Genomic DNA, 21,606 nt, shown 5'->3' with positions numbered 1-21,606 from the left:
AGATTATGATATTGATTATTGATGACGATATTGCCGTAAGGACATCTTTATTGCTTCTGTTCAAATCAGAAGGATTTAAAGTTGCTCAGGCTGCTTCTGCTGATGAAGCATTAAATGTCGTCGCAAAGCAGGATGTTTCGCTGATTATCATGGATCTTAATTTTACAGCTGATACTTCAGGCAGGGAAGGGATGAACCTTCTGACGAAGATCAAACAGCTTAAGTCGGCTGTTCCCGTCATCCTAATCACAGGATGGGCGACGATCAGTCTCGCAGTTGAGGGTATGAAACTTGGTGCCAGCGATTTCATAAATAAACCGTGGAGCAATGAACAGCTCATCAGCTCGGCAAAAACGCTGCTCAATCTGAGTAGTAAAAAAGGAGAGGTGTTGAGCAGGAAGCAACTGGATAAACTGTATCAGTTTAAAAAAATCATCGGCGAAGATGCACGTATGCTCGATTTGCTTGACATAATTGGGCATGTTGCCTCTACAGATGCTTCTGTATTGATTACCGGAGAAAGCGGCACCGGTAAGGAACTGATAGCCGAGGCGATCCACGAAAACAGTCGACGCAATAACCGGCCTTTTGTAAAGGTCAATCTGGGCGGCATATCAAGTTCGCTGTTTGAAAGCGAAATGTTCGGGCATGTCCGTGGCGCTTATACCGATGCCCGTACCGACCGCACCGGCCGCTTCGAAATGGCCAATAAGGGCACTATCTTTCTCGATGAGATAGGTGATCTGGACCTTAATAGCCAGGTGAAGCTTCTGAGGGTATTGCAAGACCGAACGTTTGAAGTGCTGGGCAGCAGCCGTACTAAAACTATCGATGTTAGAGTGGTTTGTGCTACTAACCGTGATCTCGCGGAAATGGTACGTGCCGGGACGTTCAGGGAAGATCTTTTATACCGGATCAACCTTATCACCGTAAAGCTTCCTGCATTGAGAGAACGTCCGACGGATATACCGCTGCTGGTGAACTTCTTTATAGATAATCTGAAAGAAGTCTATAATAAGCCGGATCTTTTGGTCAGCGCCGATACCTTGAGCTGGCTGCAGCAGCAATCGCTTCCCGGTAACGTCCGGCAGCTTAGAAATCTTGTAGAACGTACGGTGCTTGTAAGTAAAAAAGATCGGTTGCAGGTAAAGGATTTTCAAATGCAGTACGAAACATCAATGGCTAAGAAAGGGACTATGCAACTACCGGAAGTAGGTACCCTTACCCTCGAGGAAGTAGAGGTGATGATGATCAAAAAAGCCATGCAATATCACAGGAATAAAATTTCGAAGGCGGCTTCGTCTCTTGGAATAACACGTAACGCTCTTTACAGGCGGCTTGAAAAATATAATATTCCTTACGATGAAACTGAGGACTAAATTTCTTTTGTTTGTAGGGATCCTGCATCTGCTTACGCTGTTTTTATCTTTTTTGATATTTAGGGAGAATAAGATCGTATTTATTCTTTCAGAGGTTTTTATCCTCATATCGCTATGGATAGCTACGCGATTATACCTTCAGCTCGTACAGCCTTTAAAGATGCTTGTTGATGGAATTAATGCCATTAACGATCAGGATTTTAATGTGAAGTTTCGCGAAACCGGAAAACCTGAAGTGGACCAGTTGATAGGCGTTTATAACAAGATGATCGACAGGCTTCGTGCCGAGCGCACCCTCCAGGAAGAACAACATACCTTTCTTGAAAAACTTATTAATACTTCGCCTACCGGAGTAGTACTTCTGGATCTCGATCAGAATATTGACCATCTCAATCCAAGGGCTATGCAGCTGCTCGAAATAAATGAAAATAACGATCTGGCAACCGAAATTGCAAATTGCAGACACCCCCTGATAGGAGAGATAAAAGAACTTAAAGCGGGCGAGTCTAAGGTGGTGAGTATGAGTGGTGTAAAAAACTATAAGTGTCAGAAATCATTCTTTATAGACAGAGGGTTCCATCGGTATTTTGTGATGCTTGAGGAATTGAGCCTTGAAATACTGCAAACCGAAAAGAAAGCATATGGGAAGGTGATCAGAATGATGGCCCATGAAGTAAACAATACGATAGGGCCTGTTAATTCCATTATAGATTATGCCATTTCGAAGCGGGGGTTGCAGCAGGATGCGGATGATGATCTACGGGAAGCTTTGAAAGTAGCCATAGATCGCAATAACAACCTCAATATTTTTATGCGCAACCTGGCGGATGTAGTAAGACTCCCTCAAGCCAACAGGCAAGCCCTTGACGTAAACCAGCTGCTTACATCGATAAGTAAACTGTTTGAATTTAAAGCTCACGAAAAGTCAATTCAGATAAGGCTTTCCTTAGCACCTAAGTCCCTTTTCATTAATGCTGATATCCAGCAGATGGAACAGGTACTCATCAACATTATAAAAAATGCGATCGAAGCAATAGACAGTAACAGTGGCGGAGTAATTACCTTAATAACGCTGACTGATCCTGCAAGAATTATTGTCAGGAATACGGGAATAGGGATACCCGACGATATTCAGGTTAATCTGTTTACCCCTTTTTACACAACAAAAAAGGATGGACAAGGGATCGGTCTGACCTTAATACGTGAAATTCTAATAAATCACGGCTTTGAGTTCTCTTTAAAAACCAACACTGAAGGCTTCACCGATTTCGTAATTTTTATAAGACTAATCTGAATTGATTGAATACGGTTCCCTCTGTATCTATAGGGAACTGTGGTTAGCCGCAACCATTTTGCCACATATTCGTAAACAACGAATATATCGATCACAGAGCCATGAATAAGAAGAGAAACAAACAGACATTGGGACTGATAAGTCGCGACGGTTTTTTCCAGCCCGTCAGTACACTAAGCGTAGCTGGTTTAGAATATGCTTCTAAATCAAAAGCCGAGTTAAGAGAAATTTTAGAGGAAAAGGTTAGGAATGAGCAATACGAAGACTGTGTACTTATCAGGGATGAACTCATCAAGCGGAGCTAGACCATTGAGGGGTGCAACCCGGTTTTGAGAGGTTCTCTATATGATACTTTTGATGGAAATGCGCTTTCCATTAAAAATAACAACATCATTTTCTTTATGGTTCTGCATTGCTTTTGCAACCGGCGAGGCGCTTGAAATTACGTGATACGATACCCCATCAATCGAAAGAGGAGTAGCACTTACTGCAATGAAAAAATTGCCTATATCGGTGTAGACCAGGCTTCCCGTTTCTGCAACGGTACATTTTCTTGAAGGGTTTATAAGGCTAAGAGCATATTTTAGTTTCCGTGCTTCGTGTAGCTGAACCTGGTTAAACGAAATTTCGTGCTGCATCATTTCCCGCGTGGTTTCATATTTATCGCCGGCGCTGCTCTTGGTGTCGTTTTCTGCTGCTTCTTTCGCTGAAATGATGCCTTGTTCGGCCGTTCTGATACGTTCGCTTATATATTCCATACATAATTGAAAAAGCTTTTCCTTTATTCGCGACATGGTACAAAGAAAATAAAAGTTAAGCACTTTATTTGCTCGGGTGGGTGCAGGTTAGTATTCTTCTGCTTTAGGTGGAAATCCTTCGGGCCACTTGCCGTATACATCATAATAGGCGCGGACCATAGCCGAAGGATGCTCCTTCTCATGTTCCAGTTCCTCCTGGAAATTTAAAAAGCCATGTCCTTCAAAGTCCTCGTCGCTTTCTTCTTTAAAAGAGGCTGCTTTAATCTGATTCAATACTGCTGATTCTGCATCATACGTTTCAAAGTCTCTGCTTTCTTCATTCTCAAGTTCTGTTTCCAGCCCTTTTAAAAATATGAGATAATCGGGATGAAAGTGCCAGTCTGCCTTCTCCGCCTTAAGAAATCTGAAGATACAGTAATATACATGGTAGTAATCATAATTCATGTAGTTATCGGTGGTGGCGAGAATCTGATCATTTCCAGGAGTGGTCTCGTCGATGAGATCAACATAAGCATTATAAATGATATCGTTTCGTACATTCTCACTCTCATTGTGAAGATAACATTCTCCCCGGCGATTATGCACGATACCCGAACTACAGCATACCTCTTTTATTTTCATACCAAGAAGTCGCAACATTTCCCTCCTTGGATGTGCAGGTGTATGAACGTATGTCTTAGCGAAGTCGTCGAAGCTTATTAAAGGCTGAAATTTATACCTCAATTTAAGCATTTTGGCCACCCTGTAGTTTTTAATCCGCATACATCTGTACTCAGTATAAGCTTCAGGAAGAGAGGGGTGATGAACATAGTAATAAATTGACCGTTCAAAACCATTTGGGGCCAGTTCGTGTAAAAGCTCCTCGTGTGTTGCAAACAGTTTCCTTAGAAAAATTACAGTCTGGTCCCTTGGAACAGAATTGTACAATTTCGCTTTGTCTTTCATTACCTACCAAGAGCATTTAAAGTTAATCAATTTTCTAATAATACAAACCGCCGTTACAACCAGCGTTTTTAAAAATGAGTTAAGGGTGTGTTTTCGGCTGGTTCGCCTTAATACGATCTGAAACAGCATGGCTTTTGTTAAATTTTGTTAAATCCCTTGCAAATTCCTCGCCAATCATAAATTTTTGCCTGCCGGTTTTCCGACTTAAAATAGGGTTGGTTCCCGGTATTGTTGTTTAATATGTACTTGTTAGCTCATTAAAATCTATGTCAGTTTTTACTACGAGGGCACGTGCAAGAAAAATTTATACGTGCTTACTTATCCTGCTCGTTGCAGGTATGATCGGCAGCTCCCGCTGCGTGGCTCAAGGAGTAACACTTTACACTCCTTACACTAAAATTTCTGTACCGCCAGGCGAATCTATTGGCTACGACATTGACGTCATCAACAAGAGTCGCGCTGTGTCAAATGCCGCTATTGCTGTTACAGGCCTGCCCAAAGGGTGGTCCTATACGTTGAAGTCCGGCGGATGGACGGTAGGCCAGGTCTCGGTGCTACCAAACGACAAGAAGACTCTTTCGCTGCAGGTGCAGGTTCCGCTGCAGGTTAATAAAGGGACGTACCATTTTATGGTCGTCGCTAAGGGAGCGGGCCGTCTGCCATTAACCGTAGTGGTTTCACAGCAGGGTACCTTTAAGTCGGAGTTTACTACTGCCCAGTCGAATATGCAGGGCGCAGCCAATTCAACCTTCACTTATACGGCTACTTTAAGGAACGGCACCGGCGCGGATCAGGTGTATGCCCTCAACGCAAATGTTCCTCCGGGATGGAATGTTGCCTTTAAGGCCGATTACAAGGAAGTTTCTTCAGTAAGCGTTGAAGCGAATAAAACCAAAGAACTTACCATAGAGGTAGATCCACCCGATCAGGCAGCAGCCGGCGACTATAAGATTCCGGTAATTGCAGCAACAAATGCCACCTCGGCAAACCTTGAACTCGATCTGGTGATCAAAGGGTCCTATGCACTTCAGCTTAGTACGCCGAACGGACTGTTAAGTACCAGTACCACCGCAGGCGATGAGAAGCGGGTGGAACTGACGGTGAATAATACCGGGTCAGCCATGTTGAAGAAAGTTGAATTGCAGGCCACTGCCCCCACAAACTGGGAGGTTTCTTTTGAACCAAAAAATATTGAGAACCTTGGCCCCGGAGGTACAGCACAAGCTTTTGCTATCATTAAAGCCGACAAAAAGGCTATAGCAGGCGACTATGTAGTTGGCCTGGAGGCAAAAACCCCGGAGATATCCTCGAAAGCCGATTTCAGGGTTGCTGTAGAAACTTCCTTGCTGTCGGGATGGCTCGGCCTCTTCATTATCCTGCTGGCGCTGGGCAGCGTTTATTATCTGTTCAGGAAATACGGAAGGAGGTAGCCGTGAGTACGCCCATTATTGAATTGAGGGGATTAACAAAACGGTACGGCGATTTCTTGGCTGTAGACGGACTCGATCTCACAATCAGGAAAGGAGAAGTCTTTGGTCTGCTCGGCCCGAACGGCGCCGGCAAATCTACTACCATACTAATGATGCTTGGACTGACCGAACCATCTTCGGGTTCTGTTGAAGTTTGCGGCATCGACGCAACTGTAAATCCCATTGAAGTAAAAAGACGTGTAGGTTACCTTCCCGATGATATCGGCTTTTACGAAAGCTATAACGGGATGGACAATCTTTTGTATACTGCCCGCCTCAACCGGATACCCGAAGATGAGGCGGTGGCACGGGCGCAGCGTCTGCTCAGCAGGGTAGGTCTTGCCGGTGAAGCTGCTAAAAAGACCGGAAAGTATTCCCGCGGTATGCGTCAACGGCTGGGACTGGCAGATGTGCTGATTAAGAATCCGGAAGTAATTATTCTCGACGAGCCAACGCTTGGTATCGATCCGCAAGGGGTGCGCGAATTTCTCGAACTTATCGTGCGCCTCAGCCGGGAGGAAGGCATCACCGTGCTCCTGTCTTCACATCATTTACACCAGGTGCAGCAGGTTTGCGATCGCGTAGGCATCTTTGTCGGCGGCAAATTACTCGCTGATGGAGATATCCCAACCCTGTCGGCACAGCTCTTCGCCAACGAAGCTTTTAAAATTACAATAAGAGTGAAGTTTAGCGAAGGGAAGCAGGATACCGAAAAACAGAGGCTGATGCAGGTGGTTCAGTCTGTCGAGGGCGTAACAAGTGTCCAGTTTGATCAGGATGATATCCATATTTCCTGCTATAAAGACGCTACACCCCATGTTGCCCGTGCTGTTATTGAAAACGGGTTTGATCTTATTCATTTAAACCATAAAGAACACGGATTGGATGAAATCTATCATCGTTATTTTGAAGGAGGGAAAGCTGATGGAAAAACTAAATAAGCCGGCGAGACAGCCGCTCCATCCTTTTTGGGTTATAGTACAGAAAGAGATCAGGGACCACGTACGCAGCTGGCGTTTTCTTGTGCTGTTATTCCTGATCCTGCTCACCTGTTTCGGGTCGCTTTATACCTCCGTAAGCAATCTTGCCAAATCATTGAAAGACAACGATCCGCAGGCGGGTTTCCTTTTTTTGAAGCTGTTTACCCTGTCGGATGGCTCACTGCCGCCTTTTCATGTATTTATTGGCTTTTTAGGACCGCTGCTGGGCATTGCATTAGGTTTTGATGCTGTTAACTCAGAGCAAAATGCCGGGACACTGAGCCGTGTTATGGCCCAGCCGGTACACCGCGACTACCTCATTAATGCAAAATTTACCGCAGCGCTTATTGTAATCAGCATCCTGTTCTTTGCTTTAGGTTTCCTGGTGATAGGGCTGGGTCTGATAATTATAGGCATACCACCTACAGCTGAAGAGTTTATGCGTGTGGTTTTCTTTCTGGCCCTGAGTGTTTTATATGTAGCATTCTGGCTCAATCTGTCTATCCTGTTCTCGATCAGGTTCAGGCAGGCTGCAACCTCTGCATTAAGCGCTATCGCCGTATGGCTGTTCTTTACTATTTTTTATCAGATCATCATCAGCCTTGTGGCGAAGGCGATTATGCCGGGGCAGGCCGCGACACAGGAAGAAGTGATTCATTACCAGAACTTCGTACTGAACCTCCTGCGTCTTGTTCCCAGTCAGTTATTCAGCGATGCCACCACCACGCTGCTGATGCCAGCCGTGAGAAGCCTGGGGCCTTTGTCTATGGAACAGGTTTACGGAGCTATACCCAGTCCTCTGCCACTTGGACAGAGTCTGCTGCTGGTATGGCCTCAGCTTACCGGGCTCATTGCAGCTACGGTATTGTGTTTCGCACTCTCTTACCTTTCTTTCATGAGGAAAGAGATCAGGTCGCGCTAAAAGGCCGGCATCATATATCGTTGCAGAAAATATAAAAGCACCGCTAAAAGGCAGGTGCTTTTATATTTTTTTCCTACTTTTACCTTATAACGCAGCAATCCGTATCCATCAACATGCTAAGACCAGTTATTCTATCCGTATTACTCCTGACAGCTTCGGCAGCTCTCTACGCACAGGATTTACCCGACTATGGATCAATACGGCTTGAAAAGCAGGCGGATTATTCGCTCGCTGAAAATACGGCCCTTCAGGCATCAAATTATTTGTTGACAACTCCCATTGCAAAAGATAATCTTTACAGGCTAAAGACAATGCAGTTTTTGATCAAATGGATGGAAGGAACACCGGATTACACTTTTAGCCTCGACGGGCCGATCACCAGAATTTCTGAGAACAGCGCTGATATTATCGCCGTGTATATGGCCGCAATGGTTAAATTCTGCCTTGAAAACAAGCCGCAGTCAAAAGACATGAAAGCAATCAGGTTGAACGCTGTAAAAAGCCTGATCGCTTACTGTTCTGACGCCTCGAACGGAGTAAAAGTAAAAGGAGAACTTAAAAGGCTAAAAGAAGCGGACGAAAGAGGAGTACTTCAAAAGTACGTAGGTAATTAATTGGCACTCCTCTTTGTCGTGTTTCATGGGAGCGTGTGATTGGAGTTATCTTTCCCAGAATGGAGGAGGTTCCACTCCAAGGGCACGGAGATACACATAACCCTGACCGCGGTGATGTATTTCATTGTCAATGAAATATTGAATACTATAGATCACAGGCGCTTCGTACATCCCAAAAAGATTGAACGTTTCATGAAATCTCTCCGGAGTGATTTGCGGAAAGTATTCATTAACCACAGCGTTTTCTTCATCCCATTTTTCCAGAAGCTGCGCTTTGGTAGTAATATTGTCAAACGATTCGTTCAAAGGACTGCTTTGGCCTGAAACAATTTCTTTTAAACCGGGACCGGCTATACCAAGTAATTCCATAACGATCTTTGAGAATGGACGCATTCCGCCTATCGAGAACTCAAATAACTCCTTTTCGGGAAAGGCCTCAATAACCCTGCGTGTTAATGTTCTGTGCCCTTGCCAATGAGCTAATAAAGCTTCTGCGCTGATGATCTCTGTAACTGTTTCCATAATTCATAAATTAATTTGATAAAGCAAATCTAGGATCGGGGGATGACAACGGTATGTCAGCAGTGTTTTGAAAAAAATTATTGACGGGTAAAGTCTCTGGGATACTGGTTATCCCGCAAAGTGACAATAGGGACTTAATACGCTAGTGAAGTGGGCCTTTTACTGCAACTTGGGCTGCTTGTGATAAAAAAACAATAAACGAGGATGATAGCGTCACCCGGAACTACAGACATCCCTTGCACAGAGAAGCAGCCTATAGGAAACCTATAATTACAACGCTGACATACTCGAAAAGATTAGCTCTAACCCTAAACTCGTATATAAATCTTTCTTTTGTTAAGAAACCACCCCACGCACCAGCAGGCCAGCATAAAGAAGATCGCGAAGAGCAGGGATCCAAACGCTCCGGGGGTAATAACCTGGAAGAAATTCGTGTTGATGTATTGATACAGGCTAACACCTTTATCGACTTCAATGAGATAAAATGAAATAACGAGGATCTCCGAAAGGACATAAATAGCCAGCGGATTCTTCCCGAAAACGGAAAAGAAGTCGGTCCACGCGTACCTTCCCGGGAAACGGATTGCCGTGATATAGATTAACGCAGGTAAGATGATCATATCAAGGCCGCTGGTAAGTAACACAAAAGAACTCGTCCAAAGTTTTTTATTTATCGGAAATACCATATGCCAGCATAAGGCCATGAAGATAAACAGGGCGCCAACCAGGAGCAGCTTAGCTATCGTCTCAAACCCCTGACCTTTTTTCTGAATGAAACGTCCCGTGTAGTAGCCTGCGATCACATTCACAATAGCCGGAATCGTGCTGAGCACACCTTCAGGGTCAAAAGCGATGCCTTCACCGTGATAGAGATGAGAATCGCCGAATAAGAACTTATCGAGATAGAGTCCCGCATTGCCGGTCATGCTCAAAGGATCGACGGGGTTGCCAAAAAGCAACAACAATATCCAGTAGAGCGAAAGGAGGAAGACGCTGATAATAATAACTATACGGGTAGAAAAAAAGCGGATGAGCAGCGATGCAAAAAGATAACAGAGGGCGATGCGTTGCAGCACTCCCATGATCCGCGTATCACTGATAGGAGAGAGGGCAAGGTGTCCTTCTTCATTCGTCCGGAAGAACGGAAACCAGTACATCAGGTAACCGATGAGGAATATGAGTATCGCCCGCTTAAAGATCTTCGCCAGTACCTGCGAATCAGGCAGATTTTTGAATTTCTGCATAGAGAAGCTCATGGCGTTCCCTACTGCAAAAAGGAATGAAGGAAATACAAGGTCGGTAGGGGTAAAACCATGCCACGAAGCATGGAGCAATGGCGAATACGGAGTCGCGCCGCTTCCGGGCGTGTTCACGATAATCATAAAACAAACGGTCATTCCCCTGAAGACATCAAGGGCGAGGAACCTCTCTTTTGCAATGCTGGTCATTTTAAGTTTAGATTTTAATAAAGAAGAGGGCCGGAGCCCTCTTCAAACTTAAATAAAATTTCAATTATACCCCGGATTTTGTTTAAGAACCGGGACGCCACCTGAAAGACTAAGGTCTATCTGACGCTGGGGCACGGGGTAATATTCGCTTTTCCCCTTTGTAAAATGTCCCCTCCTAACGTCGCTCGTTAACTTTCCCTGGTAGTTAAAGTAGTCATTCAGCTCTTTTTCGGCTGTGCCCCAACGTACCAGGTCGAAGAAACGATGTCCTTCCATGGCGAGTTCAAGTTTTCTTTCATAGTAAATTGCTTTCAATGCAAACTCTTTTCCTCCGGAAGTAAAGGTGCCTGCAGGGTATGTTCTGATAAAGTAATTGGCAGCAGGTTCATTTGAAAACCCCTCCATGGGAGCAGCGTTGTTCTTGTATTTGTACACCCAGCCGACCGGGTCGGCTGCTCTGCTCCGCACCCTGTTCACATATGTTTGCGCCGTTTCGAGACTTCCTGCCTGGGCTTCGCATTCAGCAGCCATAAGCAGGACATCTGCGAAACGGATGACAAGGTAATTGATAGAGGTGCCGGGAGCCCATGAACTTAAGTCGGCGTCTTCTTCGTGACTCTCCTGCCAGTAGATGTTTTTCTTGGGTCCGTAGGGTCCGCCGTAGGTTTGGTCGCGTATCCAGGGTTCGCCCGGATAAATACCCCAATCGAGGAAAGGAATGCCCCGGCGTGCGGCAGTCCAGTCAATTCTCGGATCGAGGGTTCCTTCATCGGGAGTAAAGGGAGTATTGCCCTTAACTCCCATGTCGTTCTTCACAGGATGATCGTTGTAGGTGTCAAGATAAGGGAGGCCGGTTGCCTCGTTGGTCCGGTAGTGATTCACTAAATCAATGGAAGGTTGAAAGAAGCCGCAGCAACCAAAGGGGCTGTCGCCATAAGGAAAATTAAGCATATCGCCGTTGTTTGCATTAGAAGGCCCCGCCGGATCGACGTTAGATGCCATCTGAATCGCAAAAACGCTTTCTGCGTTATTTTCCTTACTGGGCCTGTAGTTGTCTTCAAATTCGGCTGTAAGGTTGTATTTGGTGCCTCCACTTGTAACGCCGTTATTGATTATATCAGTGAATAGGTTTTTTGCATCGGGATAGTTATGCTGGTAAAGTAGTGTCTTTGCAAGATAAGCCCCCGCAGCCCACTTGTTAGCTCTCCCTATCTGGGACTGCGTAGGGGGTAGATTTTTATACGAGTAGTCGAAATCGGCAGTGATCTTCGGCCAGATATCCTCATTGTTCGGCGGATTGAAAACGGTTGTCGTTTCATCGATCCACGGAACCATGTTCCACATCTTTTTTAGCTCGAAATAGTAATGGCCACGCAGAAAACGCGCTTCTGCCGTGATCCTGGTCCTGTCGGCATCACTTACATCAGTAGCTTTGGCGAGGATGGAAAGCACATTATTGGTGCGCGTGACGCCTTCGTATAAAGCTTTCCATTTGCTGTTAAAGTAAGCGTTGTTAGCGTCGGAGTAGAAATTTGCGATCGGGTCGATGGCCGGCTGGTCGGCTCCATCGCTTCCTTTCGATGCGTCGCCGCCCGCTACAGAGCCAAATACCCATCCCGTAGGTGAGGCCTGCCAGGCTTCGCCGCCGCCGAGGGACTGGTCAGACCCCTGTTGTCCGTCGAGTGCCGCATAGGCGCCGATCAGCAGAAGTTCGACTCCTTTTTTATTTGCAATAATATCAGGTGAGAGGGTACCGAGAGACGGCTGATTGAGTTCATCGGTGCAGGAGTTTAAGAACATCCCTATGATCAAAGAAAGAGCTGGTATAAATCTTGATGCTTTCATTTTGTCTTTCATTTTTTCCTTAAAACGTGAGATTAAGACCTAACAGAAAAGTGCGCTGGCTCGGATATGAGCCATCATCCACGCCATACGCAGTCTGACTGTCCGTCTCGCTTGACGTGCCGATCTCAGGATCCACGCCTGAGTACTTGGTAACTGTGAAAAGGTTTGCCGCCGACAGATAAACCCGGAGCCTGCTTACCCCAAAGCGCTGAAGAGTTTTTACAGGTAAAGAGTAGCCGATCTGAGCATTCTTTAACCGTAGGTAAGAACCGCTTTCAACAAAATAGGAGTTAGGTACCGCATTGGTACTGAATGAATTTGTTTCTTCCTGTATTGGTGCAGAAGCGTTGTGGTTCTGTGGTGTCCATGAATCATACAGGGCGGTATAACTTTTTGCTCCGTTAAAAGAAGGGTAAAAGTCGGTCCACCACTTTACCTGGTTCCAGATCTTGTTGCCCTGTACGCCGTAAAAGAACATACTCAGGTCGAAATCCTTGAATGTTAGTCCAAGGTTCAGGCCGTAGCTGAAGTCGGGGTTAGCATTGCCGAGAAAAGTGCGGTCCAGGGCGGTGACACGACCGTCTCCGTTCACATCTTCGTATTTAAACCTTCCTAGGCCTATATCGGTTTGATATTCAGCCATAGCGTCCCCGGAAGCTTCTTTTGCCCGGGCATTAGCCTGTTCTATTTCGTCCTGTGTATTCCAGAATCCGGCCACTTTATAGCCGAAAAATTCAGCTATGGAATGCCCTACTTCATTCCGGATAATATTGCTGCCATCGAAGCGGCGGCCATCCTCGTCGTAATAGTTAGCCGAAGAAGAGACCTGCATGATCTTATTCCGGTAGGTGGTTACTGTCGCCGTTGCATTCAATTTAAGCGCAGGTGTGATATTAGTAATGCCCGTCAGGGAGATATCGAAGCCATCGTTCTTCATCTGCGCGATATTAATATAAGGCGGGATGGCGGTTCCCTGCGTGGCGATCATTTCGGGGTTAAATAAGAGGTCGCGGATATCTTTCCGGTAATAATCAGCGGTAATCTCCAGCTTTCCCTGGAATAAACTAGCGTCGAAGCCAAAGTTCGAGTTGATGTCTTTTTCCCACTTAGCGGCAGGGTTTCCCAGCTGGTTCTGGTAAAAGCCGGTTACTACCGAATTTCCGCCGTTAATTGGGTAAAACGACTGACCAACGGCGCTGCTGTAGGTACTAAACGAGTTGTCGCCCGTAACATTCAGCTGATTACCCATAATTCCCCATCCACCGCGGATCTTGAGATCCGAGATCCATGCAATATCTTTTAAAAAGGGTTCCTGTGAAATACGCCATCCTGCACTTACCGAAGGAAACCAGCCGTATACATTCTCCAGGAACTTTGATGATCCGTCGCGACGGATTGTGGCGCCCAGGAGATATTTACCTTTATAGTTATAATCTGCACGGCCTATCAGTGAGAATAGCGCATCTGCTTCGCGGGTGCTGTAGTTAAAGATCCCTTCGGGCGAACCGGAAGAAAGCGTTGTATAATTCGGGTCGAAGGAAAAATATCCTTTACGGCTTCCGCCCATGGTATTGTAACGGTTCTTATAAAACTCGGTTCCCGCAAGCACCTTTAAGTTATGTTGTCCAAAGTCTTTATTGAAACTTAAAGTGTTTGTCCAGGTAAAGTTATATCCGTTATTTGAATCCTCATTATAGCTGTTTGAAGTGCTGTTCTCGGCGTTTTCGTACTGCGGAAAAGTAAAGGAGCGCGAGTTACCTGAGTACGACTCACCACCAAATACCGTGCGCAGGGTAAACATCTTCAGTATATCGGCTTCAGCGTAAACGCTACCAAAAAGCCGGTTATCCTGCGTTTTATTGTTGCGGGTACGTTCGAGCATCGCCACCGGATTATAGGCATCGCCGAGGTTGCCGCCATAAGAACCGGCATAATTTCCCATGATGTCGCGCACCGGAATGATCGGTTGTTCTCTGAAAGCATGACCAATGGCGTTGTCGCCGGTCAATCCGGCAATCTGGGGATTATTAACAATAGAATATTCGAGGTTTTCGCCGATCCTGATATTCTTACCCACTTTATAGGAGGTGTTCGCCCTGACTGAGTACCTTTTGAAATAGGTTTCCAAAAGCGTTCCTTCCTGGTTAAAGTAGTTCATCGAGAATAAATAACTGCCCTGCTCGGTGCCGCCGCTTACTGCAAGGTTGTGGCTGGTGAGTGGTGCGGGGTTAAATATCTCATGATACCAGTCGGTGCCCGTTTTGTTTGCCTTTGTGATCCGGTTAAAGGCGTCGTATTCTGCCTGTTGGGTGAAATTAGGGTTTACATTGTAGAGCGCCGGGTTTGTTCCGGGATCGCCTTCCGATGCCCCTTCGGGCAGAATGTAATCGGGTAATACATAGGTCGGTCCGTCGCCATAAAGGTCGTCGTCAAATACGGTTTTTCCGCTGTTGGTTTGAGCCAGTCTTTTCAGGTTCGCCATTTCCTGCGGCGAAAGAATGTCCCATACATTGCCACTCTTAGGCCGCTGTGTCCCATAGTAGGCATCGTATTGAATCTTAACTTTACCGGTTCCGCTTTTTGTAGTGACAATGATGACCCCGTTTGACGCCCTTGAACCGTAGATAGATGCCGAGCCGGCATCCTTTAACACCTGCATAGATGCTATGTCGTTCGGATTAATATCCGAAACATTTTGCGTAGGAACCCCATCTATTACGAACAGAGGGGTATTGTTTCCAAAAGTGTTCAGTCCGCGGATCCTGATCTGGGGCGCTTCGCCGGGCTGCCCGGAACCCAGGATGGTCACTCCGGATGCCTGGCCCTGCAGCAGGTTGCTTATGGAAGGAGAGGGCTGTTTTGTCATTTCCTCCACGTTCACTATGGAAACTGCACCCGTCAAATCCTTTTTCTTCTGCGACGAATATCCCACGACCACAACTTCATTCAGAGAGGTCATTTCTTCTTTTAGTACAACATGAATATTAGTCTGCCCGCTAATAGTGACCGTCTGACTCGCAAAACCGATAAAACTAAAAAGCAGCCTGTGGCGGTTGTCGGGAAGGGCGATCGAGAAGTTGCCATTTAAATCAGTGCTGACACCAATGGAAGTTCCTTCCACCTTTACGCTAACTCCGGGCAGGGGCGCTCCTTTCTCGTCGGTGACCTTTCCTTTCACGGCTATCTGCAGGCTTGGAGGCGCCGGTTTATTCGTGATCGCCGGCTGTTCCTTCTGTTTTACAATAATCGTTTTATCGATAATTTTAAAGGTAAGCGCCTGTTCTTCGAAGCATTTTTCAAGGATATCCGACAGGGGAGCATTCTTGAAATGGACGCTAACAGGTTTGCTGTTCTTCAGCATCTCGGTGCTGTACAGGAACTTATATCCAGTTTGCTTGTTTATCTCCTTAAATACCTGACGAAGCGTAATATCATTCTGGCTAATGCTTACTTTTTGAGCATAGCCAACGCCGTGAACCTGCAATATGGCGCTTAAAATGATAATCAACGTTAGTTTCATTGTGAGCAGAATCTTAAACCGACCGCAATACAGAATACTGCGATTCGGAGAATCGAAAAATTTCATACATTTGAATGTTTGGGTTATTGTTCGGATTGTTAGCAGCAATTTTTTCAAGGGTAACCCGAAATTTCCGGGAGTGTAGCAAGCACTTCCGGATTTTTGAATTACCGGGCAGACGCAGGGTTTATGGCATAACGGTAATCCTCCTTCCTTCTATTTTAAAATGAATCACGCCGGTTGATTCAAGCATAGCAAGTACCTGAGATACATTGTCGTATCTTGAAACGGATCCGGCAAATTGTTTTCCTTTCACATCACCCACGTACTCTACATCCACATTATACCAGCGGCTTATCTGGCGCATAATGGTACCAATGTCGGTATCGTTAAACGTCAGCAATCCGTTTTTCCAGGCAATTGCTTCCGTGGGATCGACAGTATGCACTGAAAGCGAGTGGGTATTGGGATTATTAACCGACTGTTCCCCCGGTTTTAAGATCTGAGATCGTAGCGCATTGGATTTTACTGCTGTTTTTGGTGACACTCTCACGCTTCCTTCGAGTAAAGTGGTGCGGATATCTTTCTCTTCGGGATAGGCATTTATATTAAACTGCGTTCCTAATACCTCAACATCCTGTCCTCTGGTGCTAACAATAAAAGGTATTTTTTTGGCGGCTACTTCGAAATATACTTCCCCTGTCATTTGTATTTTCCGTTTTTCGGGGCTAAAAACCGTAGGAAAACGAATACCCGAAGCGGCGTTTAACCATACTTTCGTGCCGTCGGGCAGGATCACCTGAAATTGACCTCCAGCGGGTGTAGTGATAGAATTATAGTGAACCTCCTTTTGCTGACATGGTTTATCTGGTCCCGCGTTTTGCATATTGTAGACGATCTGACCGTCGGCCGTTTTGGTGACAGAAATGCCCGAAAGCTGAACCAGTTCACCGGTCTTTGCATCATCAAGGGCAATCTTTTTGCCATCGGCCAGCGTCAGTACCGCTTTATTAGTGCCCGGCGGGATGTCGGCGGTCTGCGCCTTCTTGTCACCCCCGGTGGGTATCGGACTCGTTGTCCGGTTCCATAGATATAAGCCGGTTGCGATGAAAATGATTGCTACTGCCGCTGCAGCACTGACATGCCATCTGTTCCATTGGGCTATACGCCCTTTCCCGGAACTTTCCGTATTAATGGTTGCTGATATCTGCCGGTACAGATCCTGCATTTTAGCTTCTTCTTCCGGACTCTGTGTTGATGAATTAACGTTTTGATTTTCAGAGTCTTCCTGCGGTTCTATTTCGCGCATAATCAGAAATCGCAGTTCCTCTTCGCTGGAGGTACGGAAATAAGTAAACAGTTCTTTAAGTTCCTTCTGAGAACTTTTATTTTCAATAAACCTCTTAAAAAGCCTGTTAATTTCTTCCGGGCGGTCCATAAATAGCTGCTTTATTCCCTGATATGCTTCAGGGGAAAAAACACACTACTCTCAGTTAAAATAAAATTAATGTTTATTTAATATAAGGAAAATACAAGTGCTATGTTAAAGGTAAAACGACTTGTTGTTTTTTAAGAACGAAGACAATCAGCATATTTATACTTGAATCTTACGGCTTATTACGTATAACTTAATACTAGTGAAAGACCGATTGTTGTCTAACAGAAAAGGGAGAATTGAAGGTAAAAAAAGGGCAGGATGAGGGATATATGTTCTCTTCCTGATTCAAGGATATAATTTCGGATGCTTTTGCCTGCCTTTACCAGGTGATTGCTTACTGTAGAAGGTGAGATACCGAGGAGACTGCCGGTTTCCTCGTAACTTCTGCCCTCGATTCGGCATAATGTAAAGACCTGGCGGCATTGCTGAGGGAGCATTTTCACCGCGCGGTGAAGCAGCTCATTGCTTTCTTTGAGAAGGAAATTTCCTTCGGTTGGGGAGTGACTTTCTTCGAACGTTTCGATAATATACTCTTGCAACTTCCTGTCGCGGGCCAGCTTACGGTAAAACATATAAACTTCGTTTTCGGCAACACGGTACAACCAGGCCTTGAAGGGAAACTCTTCGTTTATAAGCTGCCGCTTTTCCCAGACCTTCACAAAGGTATCCTGCAGTAACTCTCCCGCGATGATTTCCGATTTGGTAAGCTTGAGGATCTTGCCGTAGATACGGGAACTGTAAAGCTGATAAAGGTGCTCAAAAGCCTTTTGATCGTCGTTTTTTAACTGAAGAAGCGATGTTTTTTCATCATTAGGGTAAAGTTCGCTCATAGGTCTCCTCCTTAACTTGGTATAAAATTAATAAATATTACGAAAGAGGAAAGATTTGAGAGATAATTTTTCGCCTTGCTGATTTCAGAAACCGAATCTCTTTCCGATTACAAAAGGAGTATCTTCATGGCTGGCCGGCTTTTGCCGGGTTCCCCCCGGATCCCGTTCTTCAGAGCCACCCCCGGATCGCTTCCCCCGCCGCTGTTTCTTCTGACCTGCAGCCGCCAGTTCTGCCAGTTCGGCCATTTTCACTAACAAGGTGTTCCCGTTGTACCCTTCCATCATTGAATAATCGTCCCAGGCCTGCTTCTTTGCTTCTGCCGATTGACCCATAGGCGTCGCCTCAGCGATTTGAAACGCCGCTAAAATGGCTGCCGGACTGAACGAGAGGGTATTGATCAGCTCGATGCTATTATCCGTACTATTCCGCATCAGGCATTCCAGCGATAAGGTTACCAACACCATACATCCCTGGGGAATAGTTCCTTCCATTTCGAAGTCCTGTGCCTCCAGGGCCATCCCGTTGATCACTGTCACATCCTTTACAGCCACATACTCATAGTATTCGCTGCGGAAGTTGAGGGCTGTGACCAGAAAGCGCAGCCGGAACCTGCCGGTCATCTCCCTGAACTTTGCCGGTACCTTCAGGTCTGTATTGCTGTGTAGGGCATCCATCTGGATGCGGATCCTGCCTTCAGGGCTAAGGGATACCACCTGTTTTACCTTCAGGGCTTCACTCAGGGGACTTTCAGCATTGAATTCAAAACCTTTCAGGCAGTCCAGGTCGCCATCGTGCAGGTCACGGTTGCCCCGGGCAGCGGTTCTGCTGCCTAAGATGCTGTGGTATACCGCACTGTTGAAGCGGTTCACCATGGCCCCGTCGTGACGGTTGCGGAAGACAGGCTTCAGGGCATCGCGGATAGAGGCCGCCGAGGTGCTGGCCAGTCCGAACTCGCAGGCGCTGGCGCGGCTGGCCAGGGTCTGTCCTTTCTTTCTCTCGGGAAGCTTCTGCACTACCGTATGGGTACGGAACCTTCGGAATACTACCGTCCCTGCCGTTCCGCGCAGGGCACCATTTTTCTCTAAAATTGCCATAATCGTTATTAAAGGGCTAACTGAAGCGTCGTTAAGGCCCGGGGGAGAATGATTGAATCGAAGGTCCAGAGGGTCATGGGCGCCGGAGCTGCCGGTTTGCAAAGTAAAGTTGAGATAATACAACAGAAAGGTCAAGACAAATTCGCAATTTAAACACAGTATAAAGAAGACAACCGGATTACTGGCTAAATCGTGCATAAAGTCCGCCTTTATATACAAAAGGCGGGCTCTGGGCGGAACATAAGCAGTGGATTAGTGGGAATAATAAAGACCAGATGTTAGCTCTTTGGACGGATGACCAACCGATAGATTCACATAGCTGTTAGTTATCGGGTTGCCTTTTACCAGAGGTGAATATCAGCATCGAAGCCTTCCTCAATACGGAAGGCCCTTCTTCACTAACCTGAATAAGGTTTTCGTCGATAAAAACCACATCGGTTTTTTTGTTAAGATCTGACTGTAAGCTGTGCCGATATCGGTAGATGATCCGAGAAATTCAACTGATAAGAATGGTGGAGTACTTGCAGTCAGGGAGGTTATCGTAGAACTATCTCCCAGGATATAATAATTAAGCACTGAGGTAGATTCAAAAGGTAAATTGTTAATGTCTAGATTTTAATAAGTTTTAAATGCCTCTGATCGTAAGATTGTTATAATTATAAGGTTAACTACAACTAAGGTAAATTTTTTTTTGTGTGATATACAATAAATTGATTTGTAACATTTTTGTCTCAAAATTGGAGCTCATAATAATTCCTGATTTACCATTCGTTCCCAATTTTGCTGAATGTCCTTTATCTTTTCACGCAATTGATTAGAAATAGTTTCGCTTTGTACAAACGAGTGAGAATGTTTCTTTTCTCCCAATATCTATACAATGACTCTAGAGATGTCGATATATGTAACAAGTTTGAGACAAAAAATCGAAGTTTTGAGATAATATGATGTATGTTCGGCTTGTAAATTCCTTTCCTTTGAAATACAAAATGCTACCTGGGATCTGATCCCAAAACATTATTAACCAACTATGAAAAAAAATTACATCATAACCGTCGAACTATTAATCCTGTATTTATTCGTTAACAGATCTCCGCTGGTTCTCATCCCTGCTATTACTAGTTCACGAGCGAAGTGCCTTAGTTCGTCGAGCTAACGCTTATATAAGTTTTTAAGGATCAACCCGTAAAGTTGTGGACTAAGCATAAATTTTCATCAGACGATACATAAAAAAGTCGACGTTTTTCACTCCCCTGAATTGACTTCTAAGTGCTTTGATTTTGGCGTTGAAGGACTCAGCAGAAGCATTTGTGCTTCGGTTGTCAAAGTAATTAAGGATAGTAATGTAATGATTTTGGATAGTTCTTCTAAGCGATGAGAAGGCTTTGATGCCAGCCTTTTCCACCTGATCGTACCATTGGGCCAGGCGGGTATACCCCAGCTCCTTCTCTTTGGTAGATGAGAAGATATGAGAGAGGTTACGGCTCATCCTGTAGGCCTTTTCCAGATCGGGGTAAATACGGAAAAGGATTTCAGCCCGTTGTCGCTGAGAGGGTGTCCAGGCAGTTTCGTCTTTGAATAACAGGTACCGGCTCCGTGCCAATAGCTGCTTTGGAGTATCGCCATTCTCCAGCAAATCCGGAACATACTCTTTGTGAAGTTCTTTAGCCAGTTCTATTTCCAGGTTCTCCTGATCGATGGCCTGCCATCGATGTTCAATACGCAGCTGCTGAACGGCATCGGTAGCCAGTTGCTGAACATGAAAACGATCGGAGACCAGTTTAGCCCGGGGAAAGCTGCGGATAACAATACGTTCCATGGTGGCAGCCAGGTCCAGGGTTACCTCCTCAACCATATAGCGCTTACGGCGGGGTATCTTCTTCAGTATCTGAATGATCTGATCACTCCTGACACCTTTGACAATGGCTACCAGGGCACCTTTACGTCCTTTTGCCTGCTTGTTAGTCACCACGGTATAGAGCTCTCCCTGTGACAGACTGGTCTCGTCAATACTTAGATAAGGTCCAACGTTCTCAGGGAATAAGAGCCAGTCAGGGGCATGTTCCCGTGCTTGCCAGCTCATAAAATCACTCAGGTGGCGCACGTAATGTTCTTCCAGTCGCTTGCCCTCCAGTCCAAAAAGTTTGGCAATGGTTTGGATACCCAAGGGATATCTATCGATCAAATCCTTTTAAAAAAGCGGCAAGCTCGGTGGTCATTCGAGTGCCTTCAGCTACCTGGTTCCAATCGTGGAAGATGACTGTACCGGTGCTCTTATCCACCCATTTACGTCGTTTCAAATGCAGAAAACAGGCTTTGCCGCGAAGGGGGAAATCACGCACGGTGATCTCATCGAAAAAGCCTTTGGATAACAAACTGCCTTCATGACCTGCAGGCGGTGTATTCTTCTGTGATAAGTACAAATGGATCTGGTCTTCTTTTTTCTCGATCCGATCTACATCGAACAACTCGGTCAGACCATCAGGCAATAACAGGGATAACAGTTCTTTCTCCAAAGCTCTTTTTGCCTTCAAAGTTATTTATTTACCT

At 45.6% G+C, this 21,606-nt stretch carries 18 protein-coding genes; 7 read left to right on the top strand and 11 right to left on the bottom strand.

Annotation, left to right across the window (positions count from 1 at the left end; genetic code table 11):
* Positions 1–5: 5 nt before the first annotated feature.
* The 3 genes from BDE36_RS15150 (at position 6) to BDE36_RS15140 (ending at position 2,978) form a co-directional block, all read left to right on the top strand.
* On the top strand, positions 6–1,379 hold the full coding sequence (locus BDE36_RS15150; RefSeq protein ID WP_141815548.1) for a sigma-54-dependent transcriptional regulator: 1,374 nt from the start codon (positions 6–8) through the stop codon (positions 1,377–1,379).
* Positions 1,363–2,673 (top strand): sensor histidine kinase, encoded by a 1,311-nt coding sequence (locus BDE36_RS15145; protein ID WP_141815547.1) that lies wholly within the window; start codon positions 1,363–1,365, stop codon positions 2,671–2,673. The genes BDE36_RS15150 and BDE36_RS15145 overlap by 17 nt, the downstream gene beginning before the upstream one ends.
* Positions 2,674–2,774: 101 nt before the next feature.
* Positions 2,775–2,978, top strand: coding sequence for a hypothetical protein (locus tag BDE36_RS15140; protein ID WP_141815546.1), 204 nt, complete (start codon positions 2,775–2,777; stop codon positions 2,976–2,978).
* 36 nt (positions 2,979–3,014) lie between these two features.
* On the opposite strand, the gene BDE36_RS15135 is transcribed toward BDE36_RS15140, so the two are convergent.
* On the bottom strand, positions 3,015–3,431 hold the full coding sequence (locus BDE36_RS15135) for a 3-oxoacyl-ACP synthase (RefSeq protein WP_141815545.1): 417 nt from the start codon (positions 3,429–3,431) through the stop codon (positions 3,015–3,017).
* 87 nt (positions 3,432–3,518) lie between these two features.
* The gene (locus BDE36_RS15130; protein WP_141815544.1) at positions 3,519–4,376 is read right to left on the bottom strand and encodes a hypothetical protein; all 858 of its coding nucleotides are present in this window, start codon (positions 4,374–4,376) and stop codon (positions 3,519–3,521) included.
* Between the two features lie 266 nt (positions 4,377–4,642).
* Between BDE36_RS15130 and BDE36_RS15125 the strand changes: the two genes are divergently transcribed.
* The 4 genes from BDE36_RS15125 to BDE36_RS15110 all read left to right on the top strand — a co-directional run bounded on the left by BDE36_RS15125 (position 4,643) and on the right by BDE36_RS15110 (position 8,361).
* Positions 4,643–5,806, top strand: a complete 1,164-nt coding sequence (locus BDE36_RS15125) for a COG1470 family protein (protein WP_141815543.1) — start codon at positions 4,643–4,645, stop codon at positions 5,804–5,806.
* The gene (locus BDE36_RS15120) at positions 5,731–6,786 is read left to right on the top strand and encodes an ABC transporter ATP-binding protein (RefSeq protein WP_141815542.1); all 1,056 of its coding nucleotides are present in this window, start codon (positions 5,731–5,733) and stop codon (positions 6,784–6,786) included. The genes BDE36_RS15125 and BDE36_RS15120 overlap by 76 nt, the downstream gene beginning before the upstream one ends.
* Entirely contained in the window at positions 6,731–7,747 is a 1,017-nt protein-coding gene (locus BDE36_RS15115; protein ID WP_202618140.1) for an ABC transporter permease, read from the top strand. The genes BDE36_RS15120 and BDE36_RS15115 overlap by 56 nt, the downstream gene beginning before the upstream one ends.
* A gap of 113 nt (positions 7,748–7,860) precedes the next feature.
* Positions 7,861–8,361, top strand: coding sequence for a hypothetical protein (locus BDE36_RS15110; RefSeq protein WP_141815541.1), 501 nt, complete (start codon positions 7,861–7,863; stop codon positions 8,359–8,361).
* 45 nt (positions 8,362–8,406) lie between these two features.
* On the opposite strand, the gene BDE36_RS15105 is transcribed toward BDE36_RS15110, so the two are convergent.
* The 9 genes from BDE36_RS15105 to BDE36_RS15065 all read right to left on the bottom strand — a co-directional run bounded on the left by BDE36_RS15105 (position 8,407) and on the right by BDE36_RS15065 (position 21,590).
* Positions 8,407–8,883: a DinB family protein gene (locus tag BDE36_RS15105; protein WP_141815540.1), complete on the bottom strand. Its 477-nt coding sequence runs from the start codon at positions 8,881–8,883 to the stop codon at positions 8,407–8,409.
* Positions 8,884–9,191: 308 nt separating this feature from the next.
* Entirely contained in the window at positions 9,192–10,331 is a 1,140-nt protein-coding gene (locus tag BDE36_RS15100) for an acyltransferase family protein (RefSeq protein ID WP_141815539.1), read from the bottom strand.
* A 60-nt stretch (positions 10,332–10,391) separates the two neighbouring features.
* Positions 10,392–12,176 carry a RagB/SusD family nutrient uptake outer membrane protein gene (locus tag BDE36_RS15095; RefSeq protein WP_128767639.1) on the bottom strand — a complete coding sequence of 595 codons (1,785 nt, stop codon included), beginning with the start codon at positions 12,174–12,176 and terminating at the stop codon, positions 10,392–10,394.
* A gap of 19 nt (positions 12,177–12,195) precedes the next feature.
* Positions 12,196–15,696, bottom strand: a complete 3,501-nt coding sequence (locus BDE36_RS15090) for a TonB-dependent receptor (protein ID WP_161987636.1) — start codon at positions 15,694–15,696, stop codon at positions 12,196–12,198.
* 187 nt (positions 15,697–15,883) lie between these two features.
* Positions 15,884–17,134 carry a FecR family protein gene (locus BDE36_RS15085; protein ID WP_141815537.1) on the bottom strand — a complete coding sequence of 417 codons (1,251 nt, stop codon included), beginning with the start codon at positions 17,132–17,134 and terminating at the stop codon, positions 15,884–15,886.
* A 218-nt stretch (positions 17,135–17,352) separates the two neighbouring features.
* A complete protein-coding gene (locus tag BDE36_RS15080) occupies positions 17,353–17,964 on the bottom strand; it encodes an RNA polymerase sigma factor (protein ID WP_141815536.1) in 612 nt (203 codons plus the stop codon).
* Positions 17,965–18,048: 84 nt separating this feature from the next.
* The gene (locus tag BDE36_RS15075; protein WP_141815535.1) at positions 18,049–19,257 is read right to left on the bottom strand and encodes a hypothetical protein; all 1,209 of its coding nucleotides are present in this window, start codon (positions 19,255–19,257) and stop codon (positions 18,049–18,051) included.
* Positions 19,258–20,254: 997 nt separating this feature from the next.
* On the bottom strand, positions 20,255–21,241 hold the full coding sequence (locus tag BDE36_RS15070; RefSeq protein ID WP_244939622.1) for an ISAon1 family transposase: 987 nt from the start codon (positions 21,239–21,241) through the stop codon (positions 20,255–20,257).
* Positions 21,231–21,590: an ISAon1 family transposase N-terminal region protein gene (locus BDE36_RS15065; RefSeq protein ID WP_244939621.1), complete on the bottom strand. Its 360-nt coding sequence runs from the start codon at positions 21,588–21,590 to the stop codon at positions 21,231–21,233. The genes BDE36_RS15070 and BDE36_RS15065 overlap by 11 nt, the downstream gene beginning before the upstream one ends.
* Positions 21,591–21,606 lie beyond the last annotated feature (16 nt).

The organism is Arcticibacter tournemirensis, assembly GCF_006716645.1.
In the GTDB taxonomy this organism is placed as follows: Bacteria; Bacteroidota; Bacteroidia; order Sphingobacteriales; family Sphingobacteriaceae; genus Arcticibacter; species Arcticibacter tournemirensis.
Note: the sequence above shows the minus strand (reverse complement) of the source record. Positions and strands in the feature narration are given on the sequence as shown.

Bases quoted from the DNA above. Each gene is read 5' to 3' on its own strand.
- BDE36_RS15075 (WP_141815535.1), bottom strand. From the start codon at position 19,257: ATGCACGATTTAGCCAGTAATCCGGTTGTCTTCTTTATACTGTGTTTA.
- BDE36_RS15145 (WP_141815547.1), top strand. From the start codon at position 1,363: ATGAAACTGAGGACTAAATTTCTTTTGTTTGTAGGGATCCTGCATCTG.
- BDE36_RS15100 (WP_141815539.1), bottom strand. From the start codon at position 10,331: ATGACCAGCATTGCAAAAGAGAGGTTCCTCGCCCTTGATGTCTTCAGG.
- BDE36_RS15110 (WP_141815541.1), top strand. From the start codon at position 7,861: ATGCTAAGACCAGTTATTCTATCCGTATTACTCCTGACAGCTTCGGCA.
- BDE36_RS15135 (WP_141815545.1), bottom strand. From the start codon at position 3,431: ATGGAATATATAAGCGAACGTATCAGAACGGCCGAACAAGGCATCATT.
- BDE36_RS15115 (WP_202618140.1), top strand. From the start codon at position 6,731: ATGAAATCTATCATCGTTATTTTGAAGGAGGGAAAGCTGATGGAAAAA.
- BDE36_RS15080 (WP_141815536.1), bottom strand. From the start codon at position 17,964: ATGAGCGAACTTTACCCTAATGATGAAAAAACATCGCTTCTTCAGTTA.
- BDE36_RS15090 (WP_161987636.1), bottom strand. From the start codon at position 15,696: ATGAAACTAACGTTGATTATCATTTTAAGCGCCATATTGCAGGTTCAC.
- BDE36_RS15125 (WP_141815543.1), top strand. From the start codon at position 4,643: ATGTCAGTTTTTACTACGAGGGCACGTGCAAGAAAAATTTATACGTGC.
- BDE36_RS15085 (WP_141815537.1), bottom strand. From the start codon at position 17,134: ATGGACCGCCCGGAAGAAATTAACAGGCTTTTTAAGAGGTTTATTGAA.
- BDE36_RS15150 (WP_141815548.1), top strand. From the start codon at position 6: ATGATATTGATTATTGATGACGATATTGCCGTAAGGACATCTTTATTG.
- BDE36_RS15105 (WP_141815540.1), bottom strand. From the start codon at position 8,883: ATGGAAACAGTTACAGAGATCATCAGCGCAGAAGCTTTATTAGCTCAT.
- BDE36_RS15120 (WP_141815542.1), top strand. From the start codon at position 5,731: ATGGCTCGGCCTCTTCATTATCCTGCTGGCGCTGGGCAGCGTTTATTA.
- BDE36_RS15130 (WP_141815544.1), bottom strand. From the start codon at position 4,376: ATGAAAGACAAAGCGAAATTGTACAATTCTGTTCCAAGGGACCAGACT.
- BDE36_RS15140 (WP_141815546.1), top strand. From the start codon at position 2,775: ATGAATAAGAAGAGAAACAAACAGACATTGGGACTGATAAGTCGCGAC.
- BDE36_RS15095 (WP_128767639.1), bottom strand. From the start codon at position 12,176: ATGAAAGCATCAAGATTTATACCAGCTCTTTCTTTGATCATAGGGATG.